The organism is Caryophanon latum (genome assembly GCF_001700325.1).
Lineage (GTDB): Bacteria > Bacillota > Bacilli > Bacillales_A > Planococcaceae > Caryophanon > Caryophanon latum.
Window position 1 is genome coordinate 1 of record NZ_MATO01000035.1, and the last position, 13,942, is coordinate 13,942.

Sequence of the window (13,942 nt, forward strand, 5' to 3'; positions counted from 1 at the left end):
GCTAGCTCTTTTTCAAAATGTCCTTTACAAAGGGTACACTTTACTTGCAGCGTTTTTTATCGACGCTCGTTTATGAAGGATTTTTATATCGAGATGAGCAAACGAAGCAATACGAGCTTGGCTTATCAATGCTTTTTTTAGGGCGTCTTGTTGATAAGCAGTCAAGTTTTTTACAAATTGTGAAGCCGATTTTAAAGGAGCTGAATCAATTTTCAGGGGAAAGTGTAAGCTACAACATACTTGATGGTTATGAGCGTCGCTGCGTGCTCAATTTTGAGAGCGTGTACTTAAATAGTCATAAAAGCTCAGTTGGCGATACAGCACCGCTTTATATCGGAGCAACGTCAAAAAGCATTTTAGCGTTTTTACCAGAGGAGGAGCGCGAAGTGTATTTAGCGCAAGTAGTCATTGAGCCGCGCACGAAGCAAACAGTGAAATCGGTGGACGAACTGCGCACACAGCTAGAGGAAGTGCGTGAAAATGGCTATGCGGTAAGCTACGGTGAGCGCGTAGCACATACATGTTCAATTAGTGCGCCAATTCGACTTGTCGACCGCCCAATTGGTTCCGTCACACTCGCTGTGCCGACCGATCGTTTCCATCAATACGACGAACAAAAGCTTGCGAAGCATTTAATGATTGCTGCACAAAAAATTGAGCAAAAGATTCATTCTTAAAACGTTCTATTGGAATGAAAGAATGGTGTAAGAACATATTTTAGTCAATAGCCTTTTAAAAAAGAGGAAAACTTCCACCGAGTATGGTATGGTTAGCTGAATGCAAAAAAATTGCATGTTAGGCTATCAGTGATATCCTGCAAATATACGTGATAGGTGGAAAACGAACGATGGAATACCAAGTATTATTATATTATCATTACACACATATTGAAGACCCAGTTGCATTTGCACAAAAGCATTTAGCCGACTGTAAAGAAATTGGCTTACTTGGGCGCATTTTAGTCGCACAAGAAGGCATTAACGGTACAGTATCGGGCACGATCGAGCAAACGGAGGCGTATGCAGAAATGATGCAAAACGACCCTGTATTTGAAGGCATCGTCTTTAAAATCGATTCAGCAGAGCACCACGCGTTCAAAAAAATGCACGTGCGCCCGCGTCCGGAGCTTGTCAACTTAAGCTTAGAAAACGATATTAATCCACATGAAATTACAGGCGATTATTTATCACCTGCTGAGTTTATGGAAGAAATGAAGCGCGAAGATACGATTATTTTAGACGTGCGCAACAACTATGAATACGAAGTAGGACATTTCCGCGGTGCGATTATGCCTGAAGTCGATACGTTCCGCGACACGCCGGAATGGGTGCTAGAAAACAAGCATTTATTCGAAGGAAAACGCGTCTTAACATATTGCACAGGCGGTATTCGTTGTGAGAAATTTTCAGGCTGGTTAAAGCGTGAGGGTATTGGCGAGTCAGTAGGGCAATTACACGGTGGTGTGGCGACATACGCAAAAGACGAGGAGACGAAAGGGCAGCTGTGGGACGGTCAAATGTACGTGTTTGACGAGCGTTTAACGGTGCCAATTAACCAAGTCGAGCATGTCGTTGTCGGCAAAGATCACTTTGATGGTGAGCCGTGTGAGCGCTGCATTAACTGCGCAAACCCAGAGTGTAACAAAAAAATTATCGCGTCTGAAGAAAACGAGCAAAAGCATTTAGGAGGCTGCACGATCGAATGTACGAAGCACCCACGCAATCGCTTCATCGCGCGCTATGAGTTATCAAAAGAATACGTAGATGCACGCATCGCAGCGCTTGAAAAAGAGCTAGCACAGCACGCATAAACGACAAAAGCGTTAGAGGAAACGATGTAGTTTCTTCTAACGCTTTATTTACGTATATTATCAATTTTGTTTATATCAATGAGCAAAAGGAGTTTCGGACAGAAGTGAATTTTCATTATGCAACTGATAATATTCATCGTGAAAATTTGCTGACGGAGCTCGTGAAGCGGCGACTCCTAGGGGAAAAGAACGTGCCGAGAGACTTGCGATAGCAAGGCTCGAGTGCGGCGGTTGCGCCACGTCCATGTGGCACCGCCCGCATGACCAACATCGTGTTCGCCGCCGTTCCCCCAGGAAAGCGTCCGCGTAACGTAGCGTCGTCAAAAAGTAGACAAGTGCCATTAAGAAATTCTACATTTCCTGATGGCACTTGTTTTGTTTAATTAGAATTGTAAATGAGACTCGATATACGCTTTCACGTCTGCGATTGGCATGCGTACTTGCTCCATCGAATCGCGGTGACGCACTGTTACTTGACCGTCTTCTTTTGAATCGAAGTCGTACGTAATACAGAACGGCGTACCGATTTCGTCTTGGCGACGGTAACGTTTACCGATTGATTGTGATTCGTCAAAGTCTACTGGGAATGATTTGCGTAAGTCCGCCCATACGTCGCCAGCTTCTTCTGATAATTTTTTAGACAGTGGTAATACTGCCGCTTTAAATGGTGCAAGTGCTGGGTGGAAGCGTAATACTGTACGTACGTCGCCGCCTTCTAATTCTTCTTCATCGAATGCATCGCAAAGGAATGCAAGTGTTACGCGGTCTGCACCTAAAGATGGCTCGATGCAGTATGGTACGTAGCGCTCGTTCGTCGTTTGATCGATGTACGTGAAGTCTTCACCAGAGTGCTCCATATGTTGCTTTAAGTCGAAGTCTGTACGGTCTGCGATACCCCATAGCTCGCCCCAACCGAATGGGAAGCGGAACTCGATGTCTGTTGTCGCGTTTGAGTAGTGTGATAACTCGTCGTCTTCGTGGTCACGTAGGCGCATTGATTCTTCTTTCATGCCTAAGTTTAATAACCAGTTTTTGCAGAACTCTTTCCAATATGCGTGCCACTCAAGGTCTTCACCTGGCTTACAGAAAAATTCAAGCTCCATTTGCTCGAACTCGCGCGTACGGAACGTGAAGTTACCAGGTGTAATTTCGTTACGGAATGATTTACCGATTTGTGCGATACCAAACGGCGTCTTTTTACGCATTGAGCGTTGAACGTTTTTAAAGTTCACGAAAATACCTTGTGCTGTTTCAGGGCGTAAGTAAATTTCGTTTGAAGAAGATTCCGTTACACCTTGGTGCGTTTTGAACATTAAGTTAAATTGACGAATGTCTGTGAAATCGATTTTACCGCAATCTGGGCAAACGACTTCTAGCTCGTCCATTTTTGCTTTCATTTGGTCAAATGACATACCATCAACGATAATTTCTTCACCTGTTTTTGCAAGGTTAGCGTCTTCGATTAATTTGTCTGCACGGTGACGCGCTTTACATGCTTTACAGTCGATCATCGGGTCGTTGAAGTTACCTACGTGACCTGATGCTACCCAAGCTTTCGGGTTCATAAGAATTGCGGCGTCAAGACCTACGTTATGCTCAGATTCTTGAACGAATTTTTGCCACCAAGCTTTTTTTACGTTGTTTTTAAGTTCCACACCTAGTGGACCGTAATCCCACGTGTTTGCTAAGCCGCCGTAGATTTCAGAACCTGGGAAGACGAAGCCGCGTTGTTTTGCGATTGATACGATTGTTTCCATTGTTTTAGCCATGAAAATGACCTCCTTTGAATTGGTTGTGTCGATTCGCTTATCGCTGTCTATGCGTGGCGGCTCGCGTTCCTGGGGCGTGGCGTGAGCCTGTAGTCTCACGCTCACGCTGTTCCCTAAGGAGTCTCACCGCCGCACAGTCAGCGAACAAGTCTTTCAACATACATGATGATAGCACGTTACATAGATAGTGACAGATGGCTCGAAACAAGAGGCGGACTCCAGCGGGAAAAGCTCGTGCCTCAAGACCCCACAGACGCGAAGTATGAGCGGCGAGGAGGCTTGAGCCGAGCCCGCGGAAAGCCTGCCTCGATGTGAAGAGCCAGCTTATGCCACCATTTCTATACAATTGTGTAAATCAACAGAAAATGAAAAGCACCCGTCGCTGGGCACTAGTCATGCCCAGGGACGAGTGCTATTACCCGCGGTTCCACCCTGATTGATTTACATGGAAAGTATGCAATGAATTGTTTGAATATTCATCCTTTTATGTAAATCCACTTTATAAAAAAATAGCTCGGGGCTGCCGTTTCGCTTATGTTACAGGCTTTCACCATCCCTGCTCGCTTCGTGTATAAGCTACTTATTAAAATCCCGTCATCGCCTAGTTATGCAATTTGTATACAAAAAACTTTGTAACATGGTATCATTGTAGCACGAGAAACTTTTCTTCGCAATACAAGAAGAATTAGTATATACTAAATAAGAAAAGTATAACACATTATTATAGATTGAGGCGGTGAGTCCAATAGAACTCAATAAACGTCAGGAAGAAATTTTACAAATTGTGAAAGAGAACGGTCCGATCACAGGTGAGCAAATAGCGGAGCGTCTTGGGTTAACGCGTGCAACATTGCGCCCAGATTTAGCGATTTTAACGATGGCTGGTTTTTTAGATGCGCGCCCACGAGTGGGTTATTTTTATGCGGGGAAAAAAAATACCGGAGCGTTAACGGAAAATATGCTCAGCTTGAAGGTAAAAGACTTTATGTCGATGCCGATTGTCGTATCGGAAAATATGACGGTGTATGATGCGATTTGCCACATGTTTTTAGAGGACGTCGGCACGTTATTTGTGATTGATAAAAACATGCGCTTAGCGGGTGTTTTATCGCGCAAAGACTTACTGCGTACGAGTATTGGATCACAAGATTTAAATACAATTCCTGTCCACATTATTATGACGCGTATGCCGAATATTGCGTATTGTGAAAAAGGAGACCCGTTAATTGCGACGGCTAAAAAATTAATTGAACGCGAAGTTGATTCATTACCGGTTATTATTGAGCAGGACAATGGCTTGGAAATTATCGGTCGCTTAACGAAGACGAGCATTACGCGTGCGTTTATTTCTCTTGCAGAAACACATGAACTGTAAGGAGGTATGAAAGTGGAGCAACCATTAAAAGTATTTATCATTTCTGATTCTGTCGGTGAAACGGGCGAGCATGTTGCGAAGGCGGCGATTAGCCAATTTCGCCCGATGCTGCAGCAAGTTGATTTACGCAAGTTTGCTCATATAGATACGGTCGAGCACGTGAAAAATATCGTTAAAATTGCAAAGCAGCAGCAGGCGCTTATTATTTATACGCTTGTGCGACAAGAGATGCGCGCGTATATGGAGCAAGTAGCAGCAGAGGAGCAGTTAGCAGCAATTGATGTGCTTGGCCCAATTATGCATGCGGTGCAGCGAGTTACAAGTGAATCACCTAAGGAAGAGCCGGGACTTGTATATCAGCTAGATGATGGATATTTTAAAAAAATTGAAGCGATTGAGTTTGCGGTGAAATATGATGATGGCAAAGACCCTCGTGGCATTTTAAAGGCAGACATTGTGCTGATCGGTGTGTCACGTACGTCGAAAACACCATTGTCACAATATTTAGCGCATAAAAAGCTCAAGGTTGCGAACATTCCACTCGTGCCCGAAGTTGAGCCGCCAGAGGAATTGTATATGATGGACCCACACAAATGCTTCGGACTTGTCATTTCAAAGGAGAAGCTGCATTCCATTCGTAGAGAGCGACTGCTTGCACTCGGCTTGCGAGATGATGCGTCGTATGCAACTGATGCGCGCATTGAGGCGGAAATTGCACATTTTCAAAAAGTTGTCGAGCAAATCGGCTGTGACGTTATTGATGTAACGAACAAAGCGGTAGAAGAAACTGCGAATGATATTTTACAGCGACGTCGCATGCGTTAAGTAGAGGCTGTCTGAGCCAATCAGATAGCTTCTTTTTATTCGCTTATAACGCAGCATTTGTTTATGTAAACAAATAGCTAGCGCGTCTATGTAGATTGTTTTATAATAAGAGAATTGTGGTAAAAAATATTAACGAATGTTTCAATGTTTTTTTAAAATATTGAAGGAAAATGTGAAGTTGTCACGAATATGTATGTAAGATGAAACGAAAAATAGACGGTGATAAAATGACTCAAAAAATAGATGAGCATAAAATTGAGGAAATTCGTTCAAATTCGGATATCGTCAATGTCATTAGCGATTATATGCATTTGACAAAGCGAGGTCGAAACTGGTTTGGTCTTTGCCCGTTCCACCAGGAGCAAAGTCCCTCTTTTTCTGTTTCAGAAGATAAACAAATTTTTCATTGCTTCGGCTGTGGTGCAGGTGGTAATGTCATTACGTTCGTGATGGATATTGAGCAAGTTCCATTTCCAGAAGCAGTATCAAAACTTGGCGAGCGTGTAGGCATTACGGTTGATGTTGCCCCTCGTGAGCAGCAAGTGAGCACGCCAGAAGCACAACTGCAGCGACGCATGAAAGAGGCACACCAAATCGCTGCTGATTATTATCATCATATGCTCATGCATACGGAAGATGGCGAAGTCGCGCTTCAATATTTAGAAAGTCGTGGCTTTACCGAGGCATTAATTGAAGAGTACCAAATTGGCTATGCGTTGCCAGCGTGGGATGGCTTGACGAACTTGTTAACAGCGCGTGGGCTTGATTTACAAGAGGCAGCGCAAAGTGGCTTAATTGTACAGCGCGAGCAAGATGGCAGCTGCTTTGATCGCTTTCGTGGACGCGTCATGTTCCCGATTCGCGATGAGCAAGGCAAAACGATTGCTTTTTCGGGGCGTATTTTAAATAAGGACGCGAATGAAGCGAAGTATATGAACAGTCCAGAGTCGCCAATTTTCCATAAAAGCGATGTGTTTTTTAACTTAGATAAGGCACGCGCAACGATTCGTAAACATCACCATATTATCATTATGGAAGGGTTTATGGACGTTTTAGCAGCGGTACGTGCGGGTATTTCTAATGCAGTTGCGACAATGGGTACGTCGCTCACACCTCAGCATGTCACAAAGCTCAAACGCTTAGTGCAGCAAGTTACGATTTGCTATGATGGTGACGGAGCTGGGTGGGATGCGGCGAAACGTGCTGGAGAGCAGCTGCATGATGCGAAATTAAAAGTGAATGTTGCTGTGCTACCAGACAAAATGGACCCGGATGATTACGTACAGCAGCACGGAGGATCAGCGTTTAAAGAACACGTAATGGACAAGACGCATCCGTACATCGCCTTCGTTAAAATGCATGCACGACGAGGGAAAAATTTTCAGTTTGATAACGATAAAATGCAATATGTACAAGAGGTGCTAGAGCTACTTGTACATAACACGTCACCGCTAGAGCGTGATTTGTACATTCGTCAGCTAGCAGAGGAAACGACTTTATCAGAAGATGCGATTGCGGCGACGCTTCGGCAAAAAGAAGCGGACGAGGCGAGGCGTACGAAGCGTCAATATAGCGAGGAGCGGTACAGTCCGGTCGTCGTGACGATGCAAACGAAGCTAAACGCTACAGACCGAGCAGAACGGCGCTTGCTTAGTCATATGCTTCACAATGTTGACGTAGTAGAGCGTGTGCAGCGAAGCGATATGCCAAGTCCGTTTATACATGACGTATTTACGGCTGTATATATACGGCTCATCGGCTTTTACGAGCAGCACGACAAGCCTGATTTTCAGCGTTTCCTAGAGCAGCTAGAGGACGTGGAGCTACGCAAAATCGCACTGGAGTCCGCCATTATTGAGCGCGACCCAGATCACGGCGATCAGGAAGTAACCGATTGCTTACAGTATTTAAATAAGCAACGTTTACTGCGAAAAATGGAGCAAAAGCAGCAGCTTGCTATTGAAGCGGAAAAAATGAATGATATTATGAAAGCTGTTACGTTAGCAGAAGAAGTACGGAAGCTGCGAATTGCGTATGCTTCGATGTAGAAGTGTTAGAAGGAGGAGAGTTTATGGCGGATAAGTCTGAACGTTCAAAAGAATTAGAGAATGAGTTAACGTTAGAAGAAGCAAAGAAAATATTAACGGCAAAAGCAAAAAAAGAGCATGAAATGTCAATGAAAGAAATTGAAGAGGTATTAAACGGTTTTGACATTGAAAACGAAGAAATTTTCCATTTCGCTGAAGACTTAGAGAAGTCGTTAAATATTTCAATCGAAGGTAAGGAAGAATTTGAGGAGCAAAGTTTATTAAAAACAGAAGCGACTGAAGAAACGTTCGACTTAAACGATTTAAGCGTTCCACCTGGTGTGAAAATTAACGACCCTGTACGCATGTATTTAAAGGAAATTGGGCGCGTTGATTTATTATCAGCAGCTGAGGAAGTGCGATTAGCTGAGCGAATTGAGCTAGGTGATGATGAAGCACGTAAACGTTTAGCAGAAGCGAACTTACGTCTTGTCGTGTCGATTGCAAAACGCTACGTCGGTCGTGGTATGTTATTCCTTGATTTAATTCAAGAGGGAAATATGGGCTTAATTAAGGCGGTTGAAAAGTTCGACCACCGCAAAGGGTTCAAGTTCTCAACTTATGCAACGTGGTGGATTCGTCAAGCAATCACACGTGCAATTGCAGACCAAGCGCGTACAATTCGTATTCCTGTACACATGGTTGAAACGATTAACAAATTAATTCGCGTACAGCGTCAGCTATTACAAGATTTAGGTCGCGAGCCGTCACCAGAAGAAATTGGTGAAGAAATGGACTTAACACCTGAAAAAGTACGTGAAATTTTAAAAATTGCACAAGAACCGGTATCACTTGAAACACCGATTGGGGAAGAGGACGATTCGCATTTAGGAGACTTTATTGAAGACTCAGAGGCACAATCGCCATCAGACCACGCTGCATATGAGCTATTAAAAGAGCAGCTTGAAGACGTGCTAGATACGTTAACAGACCGCGAAGAAAACGTACTGCGCCTACGCTTTGGCTTAGATGACGGTCGTACACGTACGCTAGAGGAAGTTGGGAAAGTGTTCGGTGTTACTCGCGAGCGTATTCGTCAAATCGAAGCAAAAGCGCTACGCAAGCTACGTCACCCATCTCGTTCAAAACGCTTAAAAGATTTCTTAGAATAGCAATGACGAGGCATAAAGTTCAAATGTAGAACTTTATGCCTTTTTGTATGCAACAAATGTAAGTCGTGTCGATATAATACATAAGTTTTTGTTTAATATTGTCTTTTTATTCAAAAGACATGCATAGTGGGGTTACGTTATGGGAGATCAACGGAAGAAAATCATTTTAAATGAAATTACATTTTGGAAGCAAAATAAGCTGTTGCCAGGGCATTATTGCGACTTTTTAATGACGCTATATACAGAGGGCAATTATGAAGAAGATGCGGAACGAAAACAAGCAAAAGCATCTGTATTAAAAAAGAAGCAAACTAAATCGATTGCGCTCATTGCGTTGCTTGCAGTAGTCATTGGTGCGCTTATTTACGGTTTATTTACGTTCACATCGGTGTCATGGTTGATGCCAGCAGTTGTAGCAATCGTTGCGCTCGCGTTAATGATCGGGACGTTGAAGTTATTGAAGGATAACAATGTGTTTGCGCCACTACTACAAGTATTTGCGGCGCTGCTCATTTTTATGTTGTCGATTCATGTGAGCCAAACGTTTTATCCAACGAGTAATGCGGTGCTATATGTGCTATTAATTGCGAACTGTAGTTTATGGCTCGGTAGCGGTATTTTTTTAAAGGTGCTGTACTTTACGATACCAGGAGCGATTGGGCTGTTGTTAGTCATCGGAAATTTTTTAATGACGATGTAAATAAATGGAGTTGTCTCGTTCAGAAATGTCGGGCAACTCTTTTTGTTGTTTTTCGTCAAGCATGTTTATTCTATCAAGCGTGTTGATTAGCCATTCAACTGGCAGTTCGCGTATGGCGGCTCGCTTTGCCTCTGCGATTACTCGAGGCAGATAAATTCCTGGGGCTCGGCGGCGAACACGATGTTGGTCATGAAGGCGATGCCACATGGACGTGGCGCTAATCGCCTTCCTCAAGCCTCCGCACCGCTCCTACGTCGCGGCTTACGGGGTCTTGAGGCACGAGCTTTTCCCCAAGGAGTCTCGCCCCCACGCCCGCGAAAAAGCCTGCCTCGATGTGGAGGGCCGACGAACAAAACGCTAAAATACGTTCACCGTCTATATAGATACAAAAGTTCAATCTTTATATATTGAGTGTTTTTTGACAGAAATGGCGTTTTAAAGAGAGAAATTTCGTATAAAGCTTTTCGTTTTTGCGTGAATCAAGTACAATTAAATTGTTCAATGTCGTACACAAAAAGAGTAGGAGGGGAACGTGTGAAAAACAATCCAATCATTCCGTACATTTTAATTATGGCACTTGGTATTGGGGTAATTTTTTTCTTATCTTTAGAAGGTATTGGCAATCAAGAGGAAATCGCACAATCGGAGGAAGAAGTGGAAGTGGAAGCAGCTGACGGAGAAGCAGTTGCAAAAGCAAACTGTATCGGCTGTCATGGCGGGGATTTAACAGGTGGCAGTGGGCCGAGCTTAATCGGCGTAGAGGAGTCGCATATCCGTGAAGTCATTGCGAACGGGCAAGGAATGATGCCAGGTGGTTTAGTGACAGACCCCGCGCAAGTGGATGCACTTGTTGAATACATCGTATCGTTAAAATAACAAACATAGGATTGTGCCGTAAATTGCCGCACAATCCTTTTCGTCATGCCGTTCTTGCGGTATACTGAAGCTAATTTGATTGAAGAGAGTAGGGATTTTGTGAACGCACAAAAATTATCACAGCGTTTAGAAACAGTCGCATCATTCGTGCCATCAGGAGCCGTTGTTGCAGATATCGGAAGCGACCATGCATACTTGCCGTGCTATTTAGTGCATCAAGGCGTTGCATCGCGTGCTATCGCAGGAGAAGTTGTGAAAGGTCCATTTGAATCAGCAGAGCGTCAAGTGCGCACAGAAGGATTAGCTAATAAAATTACAGTGCGCCTAGCAGACGGTTTAGCTGCAGTTCAGCCGAGCGATTACGTCGATACAGTAACGATTGCAGGTATGGGTGGACCGTTGATCGTATCGATTTTAGAGAAGCATCCGGAAAGCTTACAAACGGTGACGCGCTTAATTTTACAGCCAAACATTCACGCAAAAGTCATTCGTGAATGGGCGATGCGCAATAGTTGGGCGTTAACGGATGAGGTTATTTTAGAAGAGGATGGCAAAATTTACGAAGTGCTCGTATTGCAGCGTGGACCGATGACGTTAACGGAGCAGGAAATGTTATTTGGCAAGTTTTTACCGATGCGTAAATCAGACGTCTTCATAAAAAAATGGCAGCGTGAGTATGATAACTGGCAGCGCGTCTATGCAGCAATTGAAAACGCGGAGCCGACAGAGGAAAACGTACAGAAAAAACAAGAGCTAACGACATATATGACATGGGCAGAGGAGCTGTTGCGTTAATGGCAGTGAATGGACAAGAAATTATTCGTTTATTTGAAACGTGGTCACCGAAAAAGCTAGCGTGCATGGAAAATGACCCGATTGGCTTAGCGATTGGTACGCTCAACAAGCCGGTATCAAACGTGCTTGTGACGCTTGATGTGAACGATGCGGTTGTGAACGAAGCAATCGACAAAGGGTGCGAGCTCATTATTGCGCATCACCCACCGATTTTTAGAAAGCTAGCAAACATTCGAACAGATAACCCAGCAGGAGCGCTGTACGAAAAGCTCATTAAAAACGACATCGCGGTGTACGCGGCGCATACGAATTTAGACGTTGCAGCAGGTGGTGTCAACGATTTATTAGCAGACGCACTGCAGCTACAAAACTGCACGATTTTAGAGCAAACGTATAGTGAAAAGTTAACGAAGCTCGTCGTGTTTGAGCAGCAGGACAATGCCGAGGCACTGCGCATTGCATTAATGAACGCAGGGGCAGGGACAATTGGGAACTACAAAGGCTGTAGCTTTACATCGTACGGTGAAGGACGCTTCCAAGCAGAAGACGGCGCAAACCCGACGAAAGGACAAGTCGGCACGCTACACGTCGAGCAAGAAGCACGCATTGAAGTCGTATTCCCGCAATCGATGAAAAATCGCGTATTGAAGGCGATGTTAAACGCGCATTCATACGAGGAGCCAGCGTATGACGTGTATACGATGGACATTGACGTCAACGAAATGGGCTTAGGACGCGTCGGACGATTAGCACAGCCGATGACGCTGCGCCAATTTGCCGAGCACGTGAAAACACAGCTAGACGTGCCGTTTGTGCGCATCGTCGGTGATGGTGAATCGATCGTATCAAAGGTCGCAGTCGTCGGCGGTGACGGTAATAAATACATTTACGCAGCAAAGCGAGCAGGTGCAGATGTGTTCGTAACGGGCGATATGTATTTCCATACTGCACAAGACGCTGAGGCGATTGGCTTAAACATCGTAGACCCAGGGCACCACGTCGAAAAGGTCATGATTCCAGGTGTCGCCAACAAAATGCGCTCGCTATGCGACAAGCTAGACGTGCAGTTTATTGAATCAAACGTGCATACCGAGCCGTTTACATGTGTATAACGAAAAAGGGCATTCGCAATTTCGCGAATGCCCTTTTGTTATGCTGTTATAGCGTCGCTTGAATTTGGTTACGCCCATTTTCCTTCGCATGATAAAGTGAGTCATCCGCGGCTTTAATAAGCTGCTCTAACGAATGTTGGTCGTGAATGTCACCGATTGTATAGCCTAAGCTAACGGACAATTCGTTATGGTACGGCGACGCTTCGTGTGGAATGTGTAGCTGTTCAATCGCTTTAAAAATGTTTTCAGCAATAATCGCAGCTTCTGTCTCCGTTGCATGAAACGCCACGACGACGAATTCCTCTCCGCCAAAGCGAGCAGCAAACTGGTGTGGAGCAGATGTAATGCGATGAATCGCTTGTGCGACGCTTTTTAACGCTTGGTCGCCTGCTAAATGGCCGTAAAAATCGTTATAGCGTTTAAACGCATCGAGATCAAGCACGTACACAGCGGCCGTCTTTGCTTGCTCCGCGGTAAATTGCGTTACGAAATTGTATAGTCCGCGACGATTCGGAATGCGTGTCAATTCGTCATGATGTACGAGTGATGCTAAATGTTTGTTTAACGTTTCCATCTCTTGGTTTGTTTCTTTTAATAATAATTCCTGTGCTAAGTTTTTCATTTGAGCACCGTATAAAAAGCGTGCTCCGAGTGTTGCAAAAATAAAGAAAATCGTCACGTTAATACAATGACCTGTCATAATGGCGTAATCTTTTTGATAAATAAGCAGCCCGACTACAAGAAGTGTTGTCGGTAATATGTGTAACAATATGTATGTACGTTTGGGCACGATAAACAGCACGGTCGTTACTAAAAAGTTAGTTAAATACGCTGTGACGTGACCGTATGAAGAGGCTTGGTCAGCGAGTGTTACGAAAGCGCCCCACGTCAGCATAAATATGTAATAAAACATTAAGTAACGGTGTTGAATGGCGGTGCGTGTCGGGTGATTATATATTTTTTTCGTTAGCGCAAAGACGATGAGCGACACGACAGCGAGTGCGAGCAAGCTGATGTAAAGCATTATGTATAAATTAAATGACAAGCCGTAATTTAGAAAACTATGAATAAGCATAAATGATTCTAATACGATAACGAAATACGCATCGATTTTCGCGCGCTCTATGTTGTCTGCTGTTAAGCGCCGATGCAGTATATGTAACTGCAAATCATTTAGTTTATATTGCTGGAGCATGAGCATCATCACCTACATTCGTAATAGATTGTTTTTTGGCTCTTCACCGTCATAACTCGGGGTTGCTTTTCACGTTGAGGCACGCTTTCCGCGGGCGCGAACACGATGTTTGTCATGAACGTAAAACTCGTGTAGTGGCGTTGATCACCTTCTTCAAGCGTCCTCGTCGATTGCGGAGTTTTGAGGCTCGTGCTCCTGCGGTTACTCGTCGTAAAAGAAACTTTCGCTTTTCCTGTTGGAGTCCGCCTCTCGTCTCAAGCAATCTTTATGCGTCAACCTTAGCTTA

Annotated in this window: 12 protein-coding genes; 10 read left to right on the top strand and 2 right to left on the bottom strand. The window is 44.3% G+C overall.

Features of this window, described 5'->3' with window-relative positions; all coding sequences use genetic code 11:
- Positions 1–44 precede the first annotated feature (44 nt).
- A complete protein-coding gene (locus A6K76_RS09425; RefSeq protein WP_169818004.1) occupies positions 45–677 on the top strand; it encodes an IclR family transcriptional regulator in 633 nt (210 codons plus the stop codon).
- Between the two features lie 170 nt (positions 678–847).
- Positions 848–1,810, top strand: a complete 963-nt coding sequence (gene trhO / locus A6K76_RS09430) for an oxygen-dependent tRNA uridine(34) hydroxylase TrhO (protein ID WP_066464441.1) — start codon at positions 848–850, stop codon at positions 1,808–1,810.
- A 383-nt stretch (positions 1,811–2,193) separates the two neighbouring features.
- Here the strand turns inward: trhO and A6K76_RS09435 are convergent, their stop codons facing one another.
- Complete coding sequence (locus A6K76_RS09435; RefSeq protein WP_425393878.1) at positions 2,194–3,567, bottom strand: glycine--tRNA ligase; 1,374 nt, start codon at positions 3,565–3,567, stop codon at positions 2,194–2,196.
- Positions 3,568–4,315: 748 nt separating this feature from the next.
- Between A6K76_RS09435 and ccpN the strand changes: the two genes are divergently transcribed.
- From ccpN to A6K76_RS09480, 8 genes are all read left to right on the top strand, one after another.
- Positions 4,316–4,954: a transcriptional regulator CcpN gene (gene ccpN, locus A6K76_RS09440; RefSeq protein ID WP_066464447.1), complete on the top strand. Its 639-nt coding sequence runs from the start codon at positions 4,316–4,318 to the stop codon at positions 4,952–4,954.
- A 12-nt stretch (positions 4,955–4,966) separates the two neighbouring features.
- The gene (locus A6K76_RS09445; protein WP_245671976.1) at positions 4,967–5,779 is read left to right on the top strand and encodes a pyruvate, water dikinase regulatory protein; all 813 of its coding nucleotides are present in this window, start codon (positions 4,967–4,969) and stop codon (positions 5,777–5,779) included.
- A gap of 227 nt (positions 5,780–6,006) precedes the next feature.
- The gene (gene dnaG, locus A6K76_RS09450) at positions 6,007–7,827 is read left to right on the top strand and encodes a DNA primase (protein ID WP_066464571.1); all 1,821 of its coding nucleotides are present in this window, start codon (positions 6,007–6,009) and stop codon (positions 7,825–7,827) included.
- A gap of 23 nt (positions 7,828–7,850) precedes the next feature.
- Positions 7,851–8,978, top strand: a complete 1,128-nt coding sequence (gene rpoD / locus A6K76_RS09455; protein ID WP_066464452.1) for an RNA polymerase sigma factor RpoD — start codon at positions 7,851–7,853, stop codon at positions 8,976–8,978.
- Between the two features lie 139 nt (positions 8,979–9,117).
- On the top strand, positions 9,118–9,678 hold the full coding sequence (locus A6K76_RS09460) for a hypothetical protein (protein WP_066464455.1): 561 nt from the start codon (positions 9,118–9,120) through the stop codon (positions 9,676–9,678).
- A gap of 534 nt (positions 9,679–10,212) precedes the next feature.
- On the top strand, positions 10,213–10,554 hold the full coding sequence (gene cccA, locus A6K76_RS09470; RefSeq protein ID WP_066464461.1) for a cytochrome c550: 342 nt from the start codon (positions 10,213–10,215) through the stop codon (positions 10,552–10,554).
- A gap of 99 nt (positions 10,555–10,653) precedes the next feature.
- Complete coding sequence (locus A6K76_RS09475; protein WP_066464463.1) at positions 10,654–11,349, top strand: tRNA (adenine(22)-N(1))-methyltransferase; 696 nt, start codon at positions 10,654–10,656, stop codon at positions 11,347–11,349.
- Positions 11,349–12,461 (top strand): Nif3-like dinuclear metal center hexameric protein, encoded by a 1,113-nt coding sequence (locus tag A6K76_RS09480; protein WP_066464465.1) that lies wholly within the window; start codon positions 11,349–11,351, stop codon positions 12,459–12,461. The genes A6K76_RS09475 and A6K76_RS09480 overlap by 1 nt, the downstream gene beginning before the upstream one ends.
- A gap of 46 nt (positions 12,462–12,507) precedes the next feature.
- Here the strand turns inward: A6K76_RS09480 and A6K76_RS09485 are convergent, their stop codons facing one another.
- Positions 12,508–13,656: a GGDEF domain-containing protein gene (locus A6K76_RS09485; RefSeq protein ID WP_066464467.1), complete on the bottom strand. Its 1,149-nt coding sequence runs from the start codon at positions 13,654–13,656 to the stop codon at positions 12,508–12,510.
- Between the last annotated feature and the right edge of the window lie 286 nt (positions 13,657–13,942).